17 protein-coding genes are annotated in these 19,765 nt (G+C 61.5%); 11 read left to right on the forward strand and 6 right to left on the reverse strand.

Annotation, left to right across the window (positions count from 1 at the left end):
• The first annotated feature begins 38 nt into the window (after positions 1–38).
• Genes AC2I9W_RS13895 through AC2I9W_RS13905 form a run of 3 tightly spaced genes read left to right on the forward strand, consistent with a single transcriptional unit; the run spans position 39 to position 2,739 of the window.
• Positions 39–1,634 (forward strand): flavin monoamine oxidase family protein, encoded by a 1,596-nt coding sequence (locus AC2I9W_RS13895; RefSeq protein ID WP_486410538.1) that lies wholly within the window; start codon positions 39–41, stop codon positions 1,632–1,634.
• A 28-nt stretch (positions 1,635–1,662) separates the two neighbouring features.
• Entirely contained in the window at positions 1,663–2,157 is a 495-nt protein-coding gene (locus AC2I9W_RS13900; protein WP_486410539.1) for a c-type cytochrome, read from the forward strand.
• Positions 2,158–2,187: 30 nt separating this feature from the next.
• Positions 2,188–2,739 carry a RidA family protein gene (locus AC2I9W_RS13905; RefSeq protein ID WP_486410540.1) on the forward strand — a complete coding sequence of 184 codons (552 nt, stop codon included), beginning with the start codon at positions 2,188–2,190 and terminating at the stop codon, positions 2,737–2,739.
• 91 nt (positions 2,740–2,830) lie between these two features.
• On the opposite strand, the gene AC2I9W_RS13910 is transcribed toward AC2I9W_RS13905, so the two are convergent.
• The 3 genes from AC2I9W_RS13910 to AC2I9W_RS13920 all read right to left on the reverse strand — a co-directional run bounded on the left by AC2I9W_RS13910 (position 2,831) and on the right by AC2I9W_RS13920 (position 5,988).
• A complete protein-coding gene (locus AC2I9W_RS13910) occupies positions 2,831–3,805 on the reverse strand; it encodes a Bug family tripartite tricarboxylate transporter substrate binding protein (protein ID WP_486410541.1) in 975 nt (324 codons plus the stop codon).
• 97 nt (positions 3,806–3,902) lie between these two features.
• Complete coding sequence (locus AC2I9W_RS13915) at positions 3,903–4,898, reverse strand: TraB/GumN family protein (protein WP_486410542.1); 996 nt, start codon at positions 4,896–4,898, stop codon at positions 3,903–3,905.
• Positions 4,899–4,917: 19 nt separating this feature from the next.
• Positions 4,918–5,988 carry a fumarylacetoacetate hydrolase family protein gene (locus AC2I9W_RS13920; protein WP_486410543.1) on the reverse strand — a complete coding sequence of 357 codons (1,071 nt, stop codon included), beginning with the start codon at positions 5,986–5,988 and terminating at the stop codon, positions 4,918–4,920.
• 108 nt (positions 5,989–6,096) lie between these two features.
• Here AC2I9W_RS13920 and AC2I9W_RS13925 point away from each other — a divergent pair, with 108 nt between their 5' ends.
• The 3 genes from AC2I9W_RS13925 (at position 6,097) to AC2I9W_RS13935 (ending at position 8,662) form a co-directional block, all read left to right on the forward strand.
• The gene (locus AC2I9W_RS13925) at positions 6,097–6,888 is read left to right on the forward strand and encodes an IclR family transcriptional regulator (protein ID WP_486410658.1); all 792 of its coding nucleotides are present in this window, start codon (positions 6,097–6,099) and stop codon (positions 6,886–6,888) included.
• A gap of 21 nt (positions 6,889–6,909) precedes the next feature.
• Positions 6,910–8,070, forward strand: coding sequence for a DUF3108 domain-containing protein (locus tag AC2I9W_RS13930; RefSeq protein ID WP_486410544.1), 1,161 nt, complete (start codon positions 6,910–6,912; stop codon positions 8,068–8,070).
• A 292-nt stretch (positions 8,071–8,362) separates the two neighbouring features.
• The gene (locus AC2I9W_RS13935) at positions 8,363–8,662 is read left to right on the forward strand and encodes a BTH_I0359 family protein (protein ID WP_158393847.1); all 300 of its coding nucleotides are present in this window, start codon (positions 8,363–8,365) and stop codon (positions 8,660–8,662) included.
• 78 nt (positions 8,663–8,740) lie between these two features.
• Here AC2I9W_RS13935 and AC2I9W_RS13940 read toward each other — a convergent pair whose 3' ends face one another.
• Both AC2I9W_RS13940 and AC2I9W_RS13945 read right to left on the reverse strand, forming a co-directional pair.
• Positions 8,741–8,974: a hypothetical protein gene (locus tag AC2I9W_RS13940; RefSeq protein WP_486410545.1), complete on the reverse strand. Its 234-nt coding sequence runs from the start codon at positions 8,972–8,974 to the stop codon at positions 8,741–8,743.
• On the reverse strand, positions 8,971–10,071 hold the full coding sequence (locus AC2I9W_RS13945; protein ID WP_486410546.1) for an AbrB family transcriptional regulator: 1,101 nt from the start codon (positions 10,069–10,071) through the stop codon (positions 8,971–8,973). The genes AC2I9W_RS13940 and AC2I9W_RS13945 overlap by 4 nt, the downstream gene beginning before the upstream one ends.
• 156 nt (positions 10,072–10,227) lie before the next feature.
• Between AC2I9W_RS13945 and AC2I9W_RS13950 the strand changes: the two genes are divergently transcribed.
• The gene (locus tag AC2I9W_RS13950) at positions 10,228–11,118 is read left to right on the forward strand and encodes a ChaN family lipoprotein (protein WP_486410659.1); all 891 of its coding nucleotides are present in this window, start codon (positions 10,228–10,230) and stop codon (positions 11,116–11,118) included.
• Between the two features lie 46 nt (positions 11,119–11,164).
• Here AC2I9W_RS13950 and AC2I9W_RS13955 read toward each other — a convergent pair whose 3' ends face one another.
• Positions 11,165–13,882: an EAL domain-containing protein gene (locus tag AC2I9W_RS13955; RefSeq protein ID WP_486410547.1), complete on the reverse strand. Its 2,718-nt coding sequence runs from the start codon at positions 13,880–13,882 to the stop codon at positions 11,165–11,167.
• 51 nt (positions 13,883–13,933) lie between these two features.
• Between AC2I9W_RS13955 and purU the strand changes: the two genes are divergently transcribed.
• The 4 genes from purU (at position 13,934) to AC2I9W_RS13975 (ending at position 19,424) form a co-directional block, all read left to right on the forward strand.
• Positions 13,934–14,782: a formyltetrahydrofolate deformylase gene (gene purU / locus AC2I9W_RS13960; protein WP_486410548.1), complete on the forward strand. Its 849-nt coding sequence runs from the start codon at positions 13,934–13,936 to the stop codon at positions 14,780–14,782.
• A 24-nt stretch (positions 14,783–14,806) separates the two neighbouring features.
• The gene (locus AC2I9W_RS13965; RefSeq protein ID WP_486410549.1) at positions 14,807–15,709 is read left to right on the forward strand and encodes a LysR substrate-binding domain-containing protein; all 903 of its coding nucleotides are present in this window, start codon (positions 14,807–14,809) and stop codon (positions 15,707–15,709) included.
• A gap of 107 nt (positions 15,710–15,816) precedes the next feature.
• Positions 15,817–17,772, forward strand: a complete 1,956-nt coding sequence (locus AC2I9W_RS13970) for a UvrD-helicase domain-containing protein (protein WP_486410550.1) — start codon at positions 15,817–15,819, stop codon at positions 17,770–17,772.
• Positions 17,773–17,876: 104 nt separating this feature from the next.
• Positions 17,877–19,424: an FAD-linked oxidase C-terminal domain-containing protein gene (locus AC2I9W_RS13975; RefSeq protein ID WP_486410551.1), complete on the forward strand. Its 1,548-nt coding sequence runs from the start codon at positions 17,877–17,879 to the stop codon at positions 19,422–19,424.
• The last annotated feature ends 341 nt before the right edge of the window (positions 19,425–19,765 follow it).

Consider the following 19,765-nt stretch of genomic DNA (forward strand, 5'->3'; position numbering starts at 1 on the left):
CAAGGGCGGCGCAATGGATTCACAGCACAGGAGTACCCATGTCAGAGCCACGCTCAACCGTCAGCCGCAGACAACTGCTTTCCATGATCGGCAAAGTCGCCGGCGGCAGTGCCATGTACCAGGCCATGTCTTCTCTCGGCTATGCCGCCGAATCGCACTACAGCGGCCCCGTCAAGCTGAGCCATGCTAAGCCCGGCTCCACCGTACTGGTGCTGGGCGCAGGCCTGGCCGGCATGGTGGCCGCGATTGAATTGCGCGCTGCGGGCTACAAGGTGCAGCTGCTCGAATTTCAGGGCCGCGCCGGTGGCCGCTGCTGGACGCTACGCGGTGGCGACGAATTCACCGAACTGGATGGCACACGCCAGAAAGTCGGCTTTGCCAAGGGCAACTATTTCAACCCCGGCCCCTGGCGCGTGCCCTACCACCACCACGCGATGCTGGACTACTACAAGCGCTTTGGCATCAAGCTTGAAGCCTTCAACCAGGTCAACTACAACGCCTATCTGCACAACAGCAAGGCCCTGGCGGGCAAGCCCCAGCGCTTTCGCCATGTGCAAACCGATGTCTATGGCCATGTAGCCGAATTGCTGTCCAAGGCCACGAACCAAGGTGCGCTGGACCAGGCCGTCAGCAAGGAGGACAAGGAGCGCCTGCTGGAAGGCCTCAAGGCCTGGGGCGTACTGGACAAGGAATACCGCTACCGCTCAAGCAATGCGGTCAGCGATTTCCGCGGCTACGACATCGACCCCGGCGGCGGCCTGATGGCGCTGGCCAAGCCCTCCACGCCCATGGGACTGCACGATCTGCTGGAGTCCAATCTGTGGCGCCAGATGGGCGTGGGCAATATCTACGAGTTCCACAGCGCCATCTTCCAGCCCGAGGGCGGCATGGACATGCTGGCGCAAGCCATGGCCCGCGATCTGGGCCCGGCCATTCGCTACAACGCCAAAGTCACCAGGATCGCGCAAAACGACAAGGGCGTGACCGTGGACTATGTGGACAGCCTCAAGCCCGGTGCCACACTGCATGCCCGTGCCGACTGGTGCGTGTGCACCATTCCGCTGTCCATCCTCAGCCAGATCGAAGTGCAGGCCAGCAGCGCCATGCAAAACGCCATTGCCGCTGTGCCCTACGGCAGCTCCATGAAAGTAGGCCTGGAGTTCAAACGCCGCTTCTGGGAGGAAGACGAGCGCATCTACGGCGGCATCAGCTACACCGATCTGCCCATTCAGCAGATTTCCTACCCCTCCACCGGCTATATGGGCAGCGGCCCCGCCGTGCTGCTGGGCGGCTACGCCTTTGAAAACAGCAACAGCTACCGCTTTTCCTCGCTCAAACCAGCCGAGCGCATCCGCCTGGCGCTGGAGTACGGCGCGCAGATTCACCCTCAATACAAGCAGGAGTTCCTCAACGGCGTATCCGTGGCCTGGCACCGCATTCCCTGGATCAACGGCTGCTTTGGCAACTGGACCGACGCCCTGCGCGAGCAGCACTACCAGAACCTGGCCCAGGTCGATGGCCGCCTGGTGCTGGCGGGCGAGCATGTCTCGTACATCCCCGCCTGGCAGGAGGGCGCCGTGCTGTCCTCGCTGGACGCCATCCAGCGCCTGCATGCCAAGGCCTCCAGCCTCTGACCACCCACATCTCTAGAAAGAGCACACCATGATGAACACATTGCACCGTCTTTGCGCCGCATCCGCCCTGGCTTTGGGTCTTTCTGCGGGAGCGCTGGCCCAATCACAGGGCACGCAGGATGTGAAAAACCTGCAGCCGCTGCAGTCCGCCGCCATCCTGGCCATCAGCGCCGCAGACACCCAAGCGCTGATGAGCAACTTCTCGTCGCTGCGCCCGCGCTTTTCGCAAACCGGCGGTGAAGCCCTGTACCAGAGCACCTGCCAGGGCTGCCACATGGCCAAAGGCGAAGGCGCCAAGGGCGCGGGCTTTTACCCTGCCCTTGCCTCCAACCCCAAGCTGGCCGCTGCCGCCTACCCTGCCTCGGTCGTCATGAACGGGCTGCACGGCATGCCCTCTTTTGCCAGCAAGCTCTCTGACGAGCAGATTGCCGAGGTCGTGAACTATGTGCGTAGCAACTTTGGCAACCAGTTCACCGACAAGCTGACCGCCGCTGACGTCAAGCCCTTTCGCATCACCCAGTAAGCGCCCCCACCAATTCATTCAGGAGATCCCATGAACATTCCATCCATCCTCAAGACCACCATCACCGCTGCCGCTTTGGGCGCAGCCGCCCTGCTCACCGGCTGTGCTGCCACCACCGCTGGGGGCGGCGATGTCGTGCGCTACAAGACACCGGGATCCACCTTCCCTATCGCCGCTGCCGTGGAAATTCCCACCGATGCGCGCACCGTCTATCTATCGGGTAAGGTGCCGCCCGTGGTGGACAAGTCCAAGCCTGCCACCGATCCCGCAGCCTACGGCGGCGACACCGAGGGCCAGACCGTGGCCATCCTCCAAGGGCTGGAAGAGCAGCTCAAAAGCATGAACCTCAGCATGAGCGATGTGGTGAAGATGCAGGTCTTTCTGGTGGCCGATCCGGCCAAGGGCGGCAAGATGGACTTTGCCGGTTTTATGCGCGGCTACACCCAGTTTTTCGGCACGGCAGCGCAGCCCCATCTGCCCGCCCGCTCGGCCTTCCAGATTGCCGCGCTGGCCAACCCGGCCTGGTATGTAGAGATTGAAGTGGTGGCGGTGCGCGCCGCCAAAGCGAAACCTTCAATTTGATAGCTGATAGCGCTTTATGGACAAGCGCTTGAGGCACATTTGATGCAAAAAGGCCCGCTCAAAGCCGGGCCTTTTTGCAGCTTCAAAGTAATCAGTCCAGCTTCACGCCAGCGGCCTTGATGACCTCGCCCCAGCGCTTGGCTTCGGCACGGGCCATGGCGTGGAACTGCTCGGGCGTGCCGGGCAGCGCTTCCATGCCGAAGTCGGCCATGCGCTTGATCACATCGGGATCCTCGAACGCTTTTTGCAGAGCTGCGTTGAGGCGCTGCACGATGGCGGGTGGCAGCCCCTTGGGGCCCAGAATGCCCTGGAAGGCATAGACCTCGGAGTCCTTCAAGCCCAGCTCGGCCAGCGTGGGCACATTGGGCAGATTGGGCACGCGCTTGGCGGTGCCAATGGCCAGGGCTCGCACCTTGCCGGACTGAATCACGGGCAGGCCCAAGGCCAGGTCCAGGAACATGCAAGGCACCTGGCCACCCATCACGTCGGCCAGCGCGGGGGCTGCTCCCTTGTAGGGGATGTGGGTCAGGCTGGTGCCGGTGCGGTTCTTGAACAGCTCCATGGCCAGGTGGTGGGGCGAGCCGTTGCCGGGCGAGGCGTAGTTGAGCGTACCGGGGTTGGCCTTGGCGTAGGCCAGGAATTCCTTGAAATCCTTGGCTTCAAAAGCGGGGTTGACCACCAACGCCATGGGGAAGCGGCTGATGCCGCCCACATAGGTAAAGTCCTTTTCGGGGCTGAAGGGCAGCTTACGGAACAGGTGTTCGTTATAGGCCAGGATGGCATTGTCGGCCGACATGATGGTGTAGCCGTCGGGCTTGGCCGAGGCCACCATCTGGCCGCCGATATTGGTCGAGGCGCCGGGACGGTTGTCCACCACGATGGTCTGGTTCAGCGTCTTGCGCATGGCCTCGGCCACCGTGCGGGCCAGCACATCGGTGCCGCCTCCTGGTGGGTAGGGAACGACCCAGCGCACGGGGCTGGCAGGCCAGTCCTGCGCCATGGCAAAGGGGGATGCGGCAGCAGCCGAACTGGCGGCCACGGCAGCCAAGAATTGACGACGATCCATGGTTTGTCTCCTTGAGGGTTGTCTAGGGGTTATGAAATTTTTGTAGACCCCGCACCGCTGCCTGTTTTTATGAATTGATAGCAGCTAGCGCTTGTCTCTATTCGGTTTGAGGCGGTTTTGGCTCCGATTTTTGTGCCGCCAACGGCTTGAAGCTCACACGCTCAACCCGATAGCCTTTTTGCCGCAGCAGCTCGGGCAGTCCCTGAGGCCCGACCATGTGCAGTGCTCCCACAGCGGCAAACACGGTCTTGCCCTGCTGGATCTGGGTCGCGATGCCCTCGGCCATGCCGGGGTTGCGCCCATCCATCAGGCGGTCGTACTTCAGCCGGTCACGTTCGGTCTTGATGCAGTCGCACCAGTCGGCATAGCTCGCCAGCTTCTTTTCATTGCCACTGGCCCACAGCTGCGCCAGTTGCCTGAGGATGGCCGGCGCCTTGGGGTCTTCCAGCTGATCCAGCCCGTCACGCACGCTTTGCCGCACCTCGGCCGGATCGTCGGACAGCAGCTCCTGCAGCTGGGTCTGCACAGACTCCAGCCCCAGCACGGGCTTGCCCAATTGCTGAGCCATGCCTGCCAGCAACATATCGGCCCCGAACTCGGCCATCAGACCCTGCCTGCGCCCAAACTCGCTGAGCAAGCCCAGCAACTGAGCATCTGGCCGCTGCGCGCTCAAGTGCTCGGCACAGGCCTGCTTGCGATGTCGGGCCAGTCTTGCCTCCAGCTCATCCGGCAGCGCCGGCGCTCCGGCGCGGGCCTGCAAGCCTTCCATCAACTCCTGCATGATCTGCGGATCCAGCACATCCAACTCCAGCGCCAGCAGGTCTGCACCAGCCATGGCGTGCACGATGGTGCGGCCCGGCAACATCCACTCCCGCTTGCCCACATGCAAAGTGCCGTAGAGCCAGCTGGTGCGCTCGCCATCCTGCACGCGCCAGAGCAGGCCTCGATCCTGGATATGAGGAGCCATGGCCTGCACCTCGGCCGCAGTGGGCGGACTGGCAGGGGGAACACAGTGAACTTCAGGCTCTGCCGCCATGGACAGACCCGCGCATAACGCAAGCAGCAGGGTGGCCACGGTTTTCAGCACTGGCATAGATGACAGCTGCAAGGCATCACTCCTGGGCAGCGTCCGCAGACGAGACTTCAGTCACGTCATCCCGATTGCCGCCGGGCGGAGCAATGTTCTGGTCAATGGCGCCGAAGATGCTCTGGCCATCCTTGCCCTTCATCTCGATACGGATGGTGTCGCCGTATTGCATGAACTCGGTCTTGGGCGCGCCGTCCTGAATGGTTTCGATGCAGCGCTTTTCGGCAATGCAGCTATAGCCCTTGGGCCATTCCATGCGCTTGTTCTTGCCGCTGCCGGTCTCCACGCCCTTGTTGCTCACGGTGCCGCTGCCCACGATGGAGCCGGCGCGCACATTGCGGGTCTTGCAGATATGGGCGATCAGCTGGCCAAAGTGGAAAGTCATCTCCTCACCCGCATCGCACATGCCGACCTTGCGTCCGTTCCAGGTGCTCTGCAGCGTCAGATGCAGGCGGCCTCCTTTCCAGGCATCGCCCAGCTCGTCCAGCGTCACGGCCACGGGGCTGAAAGCCGTGGCAGGCTTGCTTTGGAAGAAGCCAAAGCCCTTGGCCAGCTCATTGGGAATCAGGTTGCGCAGGCTGACGTCATTGACCAGCATCACCAGACGAATGCCGTCCAGCGCATCCTTGGCATCGGTGCCCATGGGCACATCACCGGTGACCACCGCAATCTCGGCCTCGAAGTCAATGCCCATGGCCGTGCTGGGCACGATCACATCGTCGCAGGGGCCGATGAAGTCATCGCTGCCGCCCTGGTACATCAGAGGGTCGGTGTAGAAGTTGGCGGGCACTTCGGCGTTGCGCGCCTTGCGCACCAGCTCTACGTGGTTGATATAGGCCGAGCCATCGGCCCACTGATAGGCGCGTGGCAGCGGAGCCATGCAACGCTGGGGATCGAAAGGAAAAGCGTGGCGGGCCTTGCCGCTGTTGAGTTCGTGCGACAGATCCTGCAGCTGGGGTGCCATATAGCTCCAGTCGTCGAGCACCTGCTGCATGCGGTTGGCAATGCCTGTGGCATAGCAGGCCATGCTCAGATCGCGCGAGACGACAATCAGTTGCCCATCGCGCGAACCATCTTTGTAAGTTGCCAGTTTCATGCCCTGCTCCCTGTCATGATGGCAAGCTATGCAGGCACAACGCCTGAGCTCCACATCAATTACGATTGGTTAAATCAATTTAACTAAACAAAACACAATTCTATGGCAATGGAAAAGGAACGTGCGGGGATTCAATCGGTCGAAGTGGGGTTCTCCCTCATCGAAGCCTTGGCCCTGGCCAGCGGTCCGCTGATGCTCAAGGATGTCGCCGCTGCTGCCGGCATGAGTGCCGCCAAGGCACACCGCTATCTGGTCAGCTTTCAACGCATAGGCCTGGTCACCCAGGACCCGCGCAACTCTCGCTATGACCTGGGGCCTGCGGCGCTCAAGATCGGCCTGGCCTCCATCGCCCGGCTGGACCCGGTGCGCCTGGCCCGCGAACGCATACCGGCCCTGCTGGAGACCCTGAACCACACGCTGGCCATTGCCGTCTGGGGCAATCACGGCCCCACCATCGTGCACTGGGAAGAATCAGCGCAGTCCGTTACTGCCAATCTGCGCCTGGGCGATGTGATGCCCATGCTGTCATCTGCCACGGGGCGCTGCTTTGCCGCCTGGCTGCCACGCGAAACAACGGCTTGCTTGCTGGAGCCTGAATTGGAGCGGGCCTGCAAGGCAAAGCGCCAGGACCTGCCACTGACCGAAGAAGCCGTGGCCGCCATGCTGGCCGAGGTTCGCGAGCGCGGCTGTGCGCGCGTGGTCGATACCGTGCTGCCGGGGATCGTGGCTTTCTGCGCGCCGGTCTTTGATGCCTCCGGTCATATCGCCTTGGGCCTGATGACCCTGGGTTCACTGGCGACTTTCGATGCGGAATATGGTGGAGCCATCGACAAGCCGCTGCAGACCGCAGCCCGCCAGCTCTCCAGTGACCTGGGCTGGCGCGGCGAGCTCCATCGCTGAGATTCACTTCACATCACGCCCATGGGACAACGCCCTCAGCAAAACTGCACACGCAAGGCACTGCTGCCCGCGACAGCAGTGGTCTTGACTGCCCATGGCCTGCTGTTCCTGGGCCTGCCAGAGCCCACTCTCAAAGACAAGACAGGCGACGTCCAGATCGTGATGGAGACGCGCATGCTGCAGGAGCCACCACCTCCTCCGCCTGCACCACCTCCTCCAACTCCTGCACCCCAGCCTGCACCGCCACCAAAGCCAAGGCCCAAGCCGGCCCCTTTGCCTGCGCCTGCGCCTGCGCCGGCTCCCTCACCCGAACCTGTGGAACAGGAGCCAGAGCAGCCCGAAACTCAGGAGCAGCAGCCAAGCGCCCCAGAGACAGAAACACCAGCGCCATCGCAGGAAGCTCTTTCCGAACCGTCAGCGGAGTCCGCCCCTGAGCCAACAGAACCCGCCGAAACCCATGGCCCCGAAACAGCGCGCCCGCTGATCGTCACGCCTGCCGGAGGCACGCCATTGCCGCCGGACACCATGCTTCCAGTGAGCTTGCCCGATTCCGCCACGCTGGAGTTCAATGCCTCGGGCCAGGTCAAAGGCTTTCAATACTCCGCCGGCGCCCAGCTGCAATGGCAGCATGACGGCCAGTACTATCAGGCACGCCAGTCCATCAGCATGTTTCTGATGGGTGAGCGTGCACAGACCAGCGATGGACTGATCACCCCCAAGGGACTGCAGCCGCTGAACTTCAGCGACAAAGGTCGTAAAAACCAGTCTGCCGCCTTTGATGTCGCCGAAGGCAAGGCCCGTTACAGCGGCGGCCAGACCGACGCAGCCATTACCGCTGGCGTGCAGGATCGACTCAGCGTCTTCTTGCAGCTCTCGGCCCTGCTGGCCGCTGATTCCGAACGCTATCCCGCAGGCACATTGATCGAGCTGACCACCAGCAGTGCGCGCTCTGCGGTGCGCTGGCAGTTCCGCGTAGGGCCCACCGAAGCACTGGAGCTGCCTTTTGGCAGCGTGATGGCACTGCGCCTGGATAAACTGCCCGGCAAAAGCAGCAGCGAACAGCGTGGTTCGGTCTGGCTGGCCCCCGCCATGCAGTACCTGCCCGTGCGCATCAAGCTCACCCAGGGCCAGGATGACTTTGTGGATCTGCAGCTCAAGAAGTACCGTCCTGCCGTGCAATAGACCGGCATTACAGGTTACTCAAGTCCTTCTGAAAACCTTGACCCTCAGTCCCAGCAAGCGCTCGCTTGCGATCTGACCTTGGCCTGCAAGCTGTACCAGCCCGAGAAAAGTACCGTCGCCTCACCTTCTGCACCGCCTACTACAGCTTGAGAAAGCGGGTTGCTCACCGTCCTGTTCAATCCATGGAATACTGTGCCCAGGTGCTGGTGCAGGCGTCCAACGCTTGAAATGCAGCACCCTGCCGCCATATCCATGGCTGGCAGCTCAAAACGGAAGTGAAAGGAGGAACACCATGCAAATGCTTTACGACTCAGAATCCTTTGCGGTGCTCCATCTGCGACCTGATATGGAAGCAGACGCTCCGGCAGGCAAAGCCAAGGCCGAGATCGAGCGAGTCCATCAACTGCCCCGTCACGGCTTTGAAATCGTGGACAAGCGATCGGGCAAAGAGGTGTATCTGGACGGCTCCTGGGCAGAAATGTTCCAGAAGCAAATTCTGGCCTGGCAAACGGATGCTCCAACCGAAGAGGAGGTCGAGGAAATCCTGGATACCTACACCGGCCTGGCGCAACAACCGGTGATCGTTCACTAAGCGATTGCCCCTCGAAAAAGCCACTCAAATTCTGAGTGGCTTTTTTGCATTTGCGCCCATGCCTGACAACACAGAGAGCTATGGCTTTTTAAGCAAGCACATCACCACGAGCGCCAGCAGCAGACAGAAGAAAAATCCCAGCAGCCCTGCTCCTGCCCCCAGCGTCAGCCAGTAAGCCCAGTCGATGCCCGTCTCGGCACAGTGAATCTCGCACTGCGGGTTGTGCTGCCAAGCCATCCACATCACCAGAGCACCGCTTGCCAGGCCCATCCACAAACTGATGACCACAGAGATAAGCCAAGGTTTTTTCATGTTGCAGAGAGTACCTCTCTGCCATTGACCCACCGGTAGAGCGGAGCCACCAGCAGCAGCACGGCAATCAGGCGGCAGACCTGAAAGGCCGTCACCACTGGCACGCCCAGCTGCAGCACCTTGGCGGTGATGGCCATCTCGGTAATACCGCCCGGCGATGTGGCCAGCAGCAGGGTGACCCAGGGCAGGCCCGTGCCCCAGTGCAGCAGCCAAGCAAAGCCCGCACAGATCAGCATCAAGCCCACAGTGCCCAGCGCCACCATACCCAGCCAGCTCGGCGCGGTGTGCAGAAATTCGCGCCTGAAGCGCACGCCCAGACTGACGCCAATGACCAGCTGCGCCGCATTCATCAGCCACTGCGGCACGGCCGACAGCTCAATGCCCGCCATGGTCAGCCCCATGGTCACCATGAGCGCGCCCAGAAACCAAGGGTTGGCGCGCTTGAGCTTGAGCATCAACCAGGCGCCTGCGCCCGTTGCCAGCACCATCCACGCAAAGCCCGGCCACTGCACCACACGAATGCTGGGGGCCAGCAGGCTCGGGTCGCCATGCAGGCCCGCCCACTGCAGTGCAAATGGAATCGTCACCGTGACGATGACTAACCGCAGACTATGGCTGGCCGCCACCAGATCGGTGCGCGCATGTTCGCGCTCGGCCAGCAGCGTCATCTCTGAAGCCGCACCAATCGAGCCTGAGAAATAGGTGGTGGCGCGCAGCCGGGATTCCGTCATGCCCGGCAGCTGCAGCATGCTGGGCGCCTGCATCCGATACAGCCAGCGGCCAAAGCCCCACCCCAGAGCCAATGCCCAGACAATGGCCAGCGCGATCGCCCACCACAGGCCTGCCACCAGCGCCGTCACCGCTGGCGTGAAATACAGACCCAAAGCGCCGCCAATCGTCCACTGACCCAGATTACGCAGCTTGCCCCAGCTTTGTGTGGGTGCCCCGGCAATCGAGACCAGCGACACCGAAATCAGCGGCCCCAGCATCCACGGCAGCGGCGTGTGCAGCACTAGGCATAGCTGCGCTGCCAGCCAGGCCAGCAGCAGGGTGGCGGCCACCTGGGCCAAGAATCGAGGGTAAGGCAAAGAAGGCATATGCACGTTGAGGATGCACGGGGAGAGCACAGGGATTGCGGCAAGGCGCGACAATGCTGCAGGCCGCAGTATCGCGGCAAAACCCGGTGGGCAAAGCCATATCGACAAAGCCATGCCCCGTCTTTCAACGGATTGGACTGGTTGATATTTATGTGGATGACATCACAGGCGCTGACGCGCCCCGCACTTTCTTCCCTGGCACAGGCTGGCGCACTGGCTGGTGTACTGCTGGCAGCAGGCTGCGCCCACCAAAGCCCTGCTCTCACCTCAGACGCCGAATGGCAGCAGACGCTGGCCCAATGGAGCAATGTCCAGGTCATCGCTCTGGGCGAGCAGCATGACCAGATCGCCCATCACCAGTGGGAAGCGCAAACCGTCAGGCTGCTGGCCGCGCAGCAACGCCTGAGCGCCTTGGTCATAGAGATGGCGCCCGCAGGCGGAAGCACTGCAAGCCTGCCAAAAACAGCCACGGATGAAGAGGCGCAACAGGCACTGCTGTGGCAAAGCGGCGGCGCGGGCGGCGGATGGCCCTGGAAGGACTACGGCCCCATGGTGATGAATGCCGTGCGCGCCGGTGTGCCTGTGCTGGGCGGCAATCTGCCGCGTGCGCAGATGAAGCAGATCATGGGCGAAGCGCGCTATGACAACCACCTGCCTGCCGCTGGCTGGCAGCTGCAGCTGGATGCCATCAAGGAAGGGCACTGCGGCCTGCTGCCCGAATCGCAGCTCGCCCCCATGGCTCGCATTCAGCTGGCACGCGATGAATCCATGGCCAAGGTCACGGCGGCTGCCGTGCAACAGCAAAGCCAACCCGGCCAGGCCGTGATGCTGGTCGCAGGACGCGGCCATGTGCGCAGCGATATCGGCGTGCCCACCTGGCTACCTGCAAACTTGAAGCTAAAAGTGGCCATAGCCCAATCGGATAAATCACAGTCAGCTATCAATATGAAAGCAGACAAGCTGCTGACCCTGCCAGGCAGCCCCTCGGAAGATCAATGCGCCAAGCTGCGTAAGCAGTGGAGCAACAGGGATGCCGCCAAGCCTTGAGGCATGGCCCCTGAGCTCTGCCCGCACTCAGAATGGATTGACGCTCTCAGATCTCCGGGCAAAAGCCGGAGCTATCGAGAGCGACCAACGACTGACCATCGCGCACCTTTTCCAGCAGGCGCTTGAAGTCTTCGGCCGGCAAGGGGCGGCTGCAGAAGTAGCCCTGAAAGAAGTCGCAGCCTTTTTGCTGCAGGAACTTCAGTTGCTCCTCTGTCTCCACCCCTTCCGCCAACACCTTCAGACCCATGGCATGACCCAGGGCAATGACAGAGCTGCTGATGGTCATGTCGTCGCAGCTGTTGGGAATGTCACGGATAAAGCCCTGGTCGATCTTGAGCAGGTCGAGCGGAAAGCGCTTGAGGTGGGCCAGCGAGGAGTAGCCGGTTCCAAAGTCATCAATGGCCAGGCGCAACCCCAGATCACGCAGCCGGTTGAGCACAGCCAGCGCTTCTTCAGGCCGCTCTGCCAGCGCGCTCTCGGTGATCTCCAGCTCCAGCTGACTGGCAGGGAAGCCCGTGCTCTGCAGTACCTGAGCGGCTTCGCCCACGATATCCGTGAGCAAGAACTGATGCAGCGAGACATTCACGGCAATCCTCAAGTCCGGCAGGCCTGCACTGCGCCATTCCTGCCCCTGTCGGCAGGCCTCATTCAGCACCCACAGGCCCAAGGGGCCGATCACGCCCGTGCTTTCCGCCACCGGAATAAAACGCGCCGGAGAAATCAGGCCTTCTTCAGGGTCTAGCCAGCGCACCAGTGCTTCGGCACCAATCAGGCGACCACTTTGCAAGTCGATTTGCGGCTGGTAGTACAGACGCATATGGCCCAACTGCAGGGCTTGGCGCAGTCTCGCCTCCAGCGCCAGCCGCTCACGCGCTGCCTGGGTCATATCTTCATGGAAGAAGCACCAGGCATTGGAGCCTCTGGCCTTGGCCCCATAGACCGCTGCATGTGCACCTTGCAGCAGCTCCTCTGCCGTGAGTGCATGCTCTGGATAAAGGCAGATGCCGGCGCTGACGCTGACCACCACCGACAGACCATCGGGAGTGCTCCAGGGCATGGCAGCCGCCTCCATCAGGCGCTCTGCCACCTCGACCGCCGCCTGGCGCCCGTTCAGAGACTGAGCCACCACGCAAAGCTCATCGCCCGCCAGACGACCAATGATGTCGCCACTGCGCAAAGCTTCCTGCATGCGGGTGGAGACATGCCTGAGCACTTCATCCCCAATCGAGTGCCCATAGCTGTCGTTGACATCCTTGAAGCGGTCGATATTGAAGAGCAGCACCGCCATGCCCATCCCGGTGTTCTGGCTGCGCTCCACGGCATCGCCCAGCATGCGGGCAAACTGGGCACGATTGGGCAGCCCGGTCAGCACATCTCTATGCGCCAGAAAGTCCAGTTGCTTCTCGCGTGCTTTTTCTGCCGAAATATCCGTGAACATGCACACGTAGTGCGTGACCTTGTCATTGGCATCCTTGACGGCGCTCAGCGACATGCGCTCGGGGAAGATTTCACCGTTCTTGCGCCGGTTCCAGATCTCGCCCTGCCAATGGCCTGTGGCGCGCATGCTGGCCCACATGGCGTCGTAGAACTCCTTGCCGTGGCGCCCCGACTTAAACATGCGTGGCGTCTGGCCCAGCATCTCTTGCTCGCTAAAGCCCAGCAATCGCGTGAACGAGTTGTTGACCGAAAGAATGCGGCTGTGCGCGTCGGTCACCACCACACCTTCGATCGTGTTGTCCACCACGGTGGACGCCAGGCGGCGGCGCTCGTCGGCTTCACGGCTGGCCGTTTGGTCGGACAGCAGCCCGGAAATGCGCAGCAAGCGCCCGTCTCCGTCCTTGTAAGCCTGACCACGCGCCCGAAACCAGCGGTACAGCCCATCAAAGCACAGCAGTCTGGCGGTCAGCACCAGCTGATTGCCCTGCTGCAGAGCCTGCTCGACCTCAATGCGGGCCTGGGCTGCATCTTCAGGGTGCAGCCGCTGGTAGAAGTCGAAATCACGCGCCAGATCATGGCCTTGATAGCGCAGCAGTGCCCCCATGCCCGAAGAAAAATTCAGCCGCTGCTCCTGGGCATCCCACTCCCAGACGCCGCTGCCGCTGCCCTCCAGCGCCATGCGCAGCATGGTTTCGCTACGCATCATGGCGTTGCGCGCATTGACCATTTCGCTGAGGTCCTGCAGCACGCAGACCAGAGCCACTGGCCCGCTCATACCCGATGCCGCAACGCGACTCGTCGTGCACAGCACCGGCGTGATCTTGCCTGTTTGCGCATGAACGCACTGGCGCAGCACTTGGTAGTAGTCAATGCTGCCGTCAAGCAAGCGCTCCAGCTGCAGCGCAACCTCGGCCTCGTCATCTGCAGGCACGACACGTCGAAAGTCCTGGTTGCGCAGTGACTCCACACTGCACCCCAGCCAGCCTGCCAGCTTGGCATTGGCCCAGACAATCTGGGCTCCGCCCACATGCACGCGCGCCATTCCGACTGGTGCATGGCGCACCACCAGGTCCAGCTCCTGCGCCACTTCCTGTCTCTGCAGATCTGCCTGTTGCTGGCGCCGTATAAGCCATAAGACGGCCAAAGCCGTCCCCAGAAGCCAGACCGCGAACAGAGCAATCTGCCACGCTAAAGACTGGAGATTGGGCGACACCCCAAAATAAGCCAGCACAGCTGCCTGAGCGGCCAGCCACATCACTCCCAGACCCACATAGAGAGTGACAATCACCCCAGGTGTCAGTCGAGAATGCCCCCCCTCGCTTTTCATGTATTTCCTTTGTCCGCAGGGTCCTCGCCTTGCTGCGACAATTGCCCAGCTATGACCCAAGCCTATATTTTGACTTTATCTTGCCCAGACCGCCTGGGCCTGGTGCATGCCGTATCGGGCTTCTTGCTCGAACAAGGCGGCAATATCGAAGAAGCAGCGCAGTACAACGACCCTGTGACCGGCCTGTTTTTCATGCGCGTGCAGTTTGCCTGCGACGGCAAAGACACCGCCTCGCTGAAGGCCTCTGTCGCAGCCTTGGCGGACCAGTATCAGATGCAGTGGAGCCTGCACTCCAAGGCCGAGCGCATGAAGACCGTCATCATGGTCAGCAAGGAAGGCCACTGCCTCAACGACCTGCTGTTCCGCTGGAAGTCCGGTCTGCTGCCCATCGAGATCAAGGCCATCATCAGCAACCACCGCGAGTTCTACCAACTGGCGGCCAGCTACAACATCCCCTTCCATCACATCCCCGTAACGGCAGCAACCAAGGCCCAGGCCGAAGAGCGCCAGTTCGAGATCATTGAAGAAGAAGGTGCAGAACTGGTGGTTCTGGCCCGCTACATGCAAGTGCTGTCCAATGACCTGTGCAAGAAGCTGGCTGGCCGTGCCATCAATATCCATCACAGCTTCCTGCCCAGTTTCAAGGGAGCCAAGCCTTACTACCAGGCGCATGACCGCGGCGTGAAGCTGATCGGCGCAACGGCCCACTATGTAACGGCCGACTTGGATGAAGGCCCCATCATCGAACAGGACGTAGCCCGCGCCGACCATACCGACACCGTCGAAACACTCACCGCCCGAGGCCGTGACACCGAAAGCCAGGTGCTGGCCCGCGCTGTGAAGTGGCACAGCGAGCGTCGCGTGATTCTCAACGGTCACAAGACCGTGGTTTTTCGCTAAGCCGAAAGGCTTGGGACTGTCTGCATGACCCGCAGCCCCGACACTTTGAACAGCATGACGGCTCGGCGCATTCCGCCGATTCAGTGCCTGCTCACTTTCGAAGCGCTGGCCAGACTGCGCTCTGTGACGCTGACAGCCGAAGAGCTGTGCGTCACTCCCAGCGCCGTCAGCCACCGGGTCAAGCAGCTGGAACAGATTCTCGGGGCCCGCCTGTTTGGCCGCACCGATTTCTCATTAACAACAGATGGCAGCGCCTACCTGGCCCATGTACGTGAGGGCCTGGGTGCACTGCAGCGCTTTCCCGGTGCCACCGCAGCGCCGGGGCGTCGACGCCTGAAACTGGCCGTCACACCCACTTTTGCGCGCGTCATTCTGATTCCTCGTCTGCGTCAGTTCACCGAAGCCTATCCGGAGATCGACATTGCGCTGCAGGTCTCCATCCCGCTGCTGGACGTGATTGGCGAGGAAGCCGACCTGATGGTGCGTTTTGGCCCCGGCCACTATGCCGATGTGGAGCACATCGAACTGGCCCGCGACACCATCACGCCGCTGGCATCGCCCAGTTTCATTCGCGAGCATGGCCCGTTTGAGCACCCCGAAAGCCTGGAGGGCATGCCGCTGCTGCGCAGTCCTCTTGAGCCCTGGCGTACCTGGTTCGCTGCCACCGGCATCGACATGGCCGAGCCGAATGAGGGCTCGCAGTTCAACGACATCGGCCTGATGTGCGACGCCGCTTCGGCCAGCATGGGCATTGCCCTGGTAAGGCACAAGCTGGGAGCCCCCTGGCTGGAGAACGGCACGCTGGTACGCCTGTTCGATATAGACGCGCCCAGCCCACATGCGCATTATCTGTGCTGGAAGACCGGCGTCATGGATCGCTGGGAGTGTGCAGCCTTTGCTGACTGGCTGCGTCAGGCCATGAGTTGAGGCAGTGCGCGAGGCCTCACTGCCTTGCAGTGCCCATTGGTTGCCCGGCACAAGCCTGCCCTTGTGCAAAGCCCAGCAATGGATAACGTAGATGGAGCAGTCACTGCATGAACCCGCAGCCAAGGCTTTACCCCGGACTTGACCAGAACCTGGCCCTCAACAGCGAGGCGCCCTCTTTGCTCATACGCGCCCTGGCCGGCACGGGCAAGACCACCACGCTGGCCATCAAGGCTGCCGACCTGATCCAGACAAAGGGTGCCCGCAATGTGCTGATGCTGGCCTATTCGGACGCAGGCATCAAGGCCATCCAGGATAGACTGACCCGGTTTACTGCCGTTCGCCCCCAGGACCTGCATCTTCTGACACTAGAGCAGCTTTGCGCCCAGATCCTCAAGGAGCAAGGCGACCCCGCTCCTTTGCTGTCCTCGGCCTTGGAGAAAAACCTTCTCATCCAGCAAGCGCACGCGGCACTGTCCCAAGAGGTCCAGCGGCATGGTGAAAGCGGCATCCCCGAGCTGGAAGACTACTTCTCCCGCCCCCTGGACATCAGCGCCTTTCTCGCCTTCGAGGCTCTGGCAAAGCAGCGCATGCTCGAGTGCAGCATGGATGAAAGCGGCTGCACGGCTTTGGCCTATTGTCGCGACAACGCGCTGGACTATGGCCTGTACCGGCTGCTGCGCAGCTATGAACGGCTGCGCGCCGGACCCACTCAGGAGCCGCTGTTCTATGCGCCTGGCGATTGCACCTATGCCTTGGCCTGCCAGCTGGCGGCCTTGGACTTTGGGGCCAGTTTTGCATGGCTGCAGGGCCGCTTCGACGCCGTGCTGTTCGACGAGCTGCAGGATCTGGACGAAGCCGCTTTGCTGGTGCTGCGCCACCTGGCGCGAGGCAATGGCCGCTTCATAGGCGTGGGCGACTTCAACCAGCACATCCTGCCCGGAGCCGCCTCCATTTTTGGGGACAGCGCCCAGCGCATCCTGCAGGAGCTGCCCGCAGATACTGCTCAGGCCACACTCAACACCACCTACCGCTTTGGCCCCGTCATCTGCCAGGAGCTGAACCGGCTCTTCGGTGTGGAGTTTGAGGCCCATTACCGCAATGCCACCGCCTGGTTTGAACATCGTCATGGAGACCATGAGGAATGCGCCCGGCAGTTGCTGGAAATCCATGCCACCGTGACCCGCCTACCACGCAAGCCGCAGCTTCCACCCGCCGTGCTGCGTGTCATCCTGCGTTCGCCTGAAGACTCGATACAGCTTGAATGGCTGTTCGCTCATGAAGGCGTTCACTATGCGTGCAAAGGCATACAGCGCTTCTATCAGCGTCGCGAAATTGCACTGGTCCTGACCATGCTCTGGGCCATGCAGGACTGCAGTGGCGCCGCCCAGCTCTCGCAAGGCATTTTGAGCAGTGCGGTTGAAGGGCTGATGCGCTACGCGCGCCATGCCAATCCCCCCGATCAAGATCTGCTGGCCAATGGCCTTTTCGATATGGCAGCACTGGGCGACGCAACACCGGAGTCAGATACGTTGCGCATTGCAGCCGAACTCATGGGTCAGCAAGCCGCCATACGTCGATTTTTTGCAGTCCGCATCGCGCCAAATTCTCCCGCTGCTCGATGGCTGGCCCTTCCCGCAGAGCATGGTGCCGATGCAGGAAAGCTCTGTAGCCACCCTCTGCTGCAGCAGTTTTTTGCTCAGGCTTGCATCAGCCATGATGAGTTGCAGCAATGCCTGGCCAGCCTGAAAGCACTGTCTCGCATCTGCACCGGGCTGTCGGTCGATGAGTTCCTGGGACGTCTGAGCCTCATGGTGCAGTCCAGCATTGCACAGCACCAGCGCCAGGAAAGGCCCAGCCTTCAACTGCTCACGGTGGAGCGCAGCAAAGGCCATGAATATGAATACGTCGCTGTGCCTTTTGTCGACTCCCGGCATTTTTCCTCCAATGCCAGCAGCCCTCAACGCAACATGCTCTACGTGGCCATGACCCGCGCCAGCAAGCGCTTGTGGGTGCTGGAAAGTAATAAAAACCAGCTCAATCGCTTACCTATAAAGCGCTCATAGCTATAGTTTTTTGAAAACTCCAGCACCGTTGGCACACCACATTTCAAACAGCTTTGCAATAAAGCTCACACTGCAGATCGGGCGCATACCCTACATTTGCAGGGATGACGCCTGCCAGCACCTTTACCGATCTCGTGGCCAGCTCCAGCGTGGCCGCGAATGCCGCACATCAACAGCCTGAGCCATCCGAGCGCGCCCGACGCCAGGCCGAAGTGCTTGCCGCCCTGCGCCCCCATGTACCCGCCCATGCCTTGCTTTATCAAAGCGAAGACACCACGCCCTATGAGTGCGATGGCCTGACCGCCTACCGCCAGCGCCCCCTCCTGGTCTGCCTGCCCGAAACCTACGAACAGGTGCAAGCCGTCCTCAAAGCCTGCCACGCCATCAACGCGCCAGTGATTGCGCGCGGCGCAGGCACGGGCTTGTCCGGCGGTGCCATGCCCCACCCCATGGGCGTGACTCTGTCGCTGGCCAAGTTCAACAAGATTCTCGATGTCGATGCCGCCAGCCGTACTGCCCGGGTGCAATGCGGCGTGCGCAACCTCGCCATCAGCGAAGCCGCTGCGCCCTACGGCCTGTATTACGCACCCGACCCCAGCAGCCAGATTGCCTGCACGATTGGCGGCAATGTGGCCGAAAACTCGGGCGGCGTGCACTGCCTCAAATACGGGCTGACGATACACAACGTGCTGAAAGTGAAGGGCTTCACCATCGAGGGCGAGGCCGTCGAATTCGGCTCCGATGCGCTGGACACCCCCGGCCTGGACCTGCTGGCCATCATGATTGGCAGCGAGGGCATGCTGGCCGTGGTCACCGAAGTGACCGTCAAGCTCATTCCCAAGCCCATGCTGGCGCGCTGCATCATGGCCAGCTTTGACGATGTGCGCAAAGCCGGTGACGCCGTCGCCGCCGTGATTGCCGCAGGCATCATCCCGGCCGGTCTTGAGATGATGGACAAACCCATGACGGCCGCCGTCGAAGACTTTGTGCGCGCAGGCTATGACCTCACGGCCGAGGCCATTTTGCTGTGCGAATCCGACGGCACACCCGAAGAGGTCGAAGAAGAGATTGCCCACATGAGCGAGGTGCTGCGCAACGCCGGAGCGACGGCCATCACCGTGAGCAACAGCGAAGAAGAGCGCCTGCGCTTCTGGAGCGGACGCAAGAATGCCTTCCCAGCCAGCGGCCGCATCAGCCCCGACTACATGTGCATGGACTCCACCATTCCACGCAAACGGCTGGCCGACATCCTGCTGGCCATTCAGGAGATGGAGAAAAAATACCAGCTGCGCTGCGCCAACGTGTTTCACGCGGGCGATGGCAATCTGCACCCGCTGATTCTGTTTGATGCCAACAACCCCGACGAGCTGCACCGCTGCGAACTATTCGGCGCCGACATTCTGGAAACCAGCGTCGCCATGGGCGGCACAGTAACGGGCGAGCATGGCGTGGGCGTGGAAAAGCTCAACAGCATGTGCACCCAGTTCACCACGGCAGAAAACGCGCAGATGTTTGCCCTCAAGGCCGCGTTTGACCCGCAGTCTCTGCTCAACCCCGGCAAGGTGATTCCCACGCTCAACCGCTGCGCAGAGTACGGCAAGATGCTGGTGCGCGGCGGGCAGATCAGCCACCCGGACTTGCCACGTTTTTAAGGCAAAGCAATGGGGCTGAAGGCTTTTGACCGCTGAGGCAACGCTGGTCAAAAGCCTTTTTTTGCATGAAATATGGCTTGGACGCTTACGCAGCCTGCACAAGCAGCTATATTTTTTAGAGATCTGAAAGACGGTGTTGAGTCAACCCGAAACGTTGCTTCGCTCGTTACTTGGCGTTGATGCTGTGTATAGCCGGAGTCGGCCAGAAGCAGTCTTTCCCACCGGTCGTTTCGTTGGTGGGATACCCCGAACAGTTATCAGATCGAAATGGAAATCCACGCCACTGATCAATGCGTCCAAATTGGCGATGGCGATATATGAATCATATACAATTTATATAT

It is taken from the genome of Comamonas sp. FUJ_7, assembly GCF_057369555.1.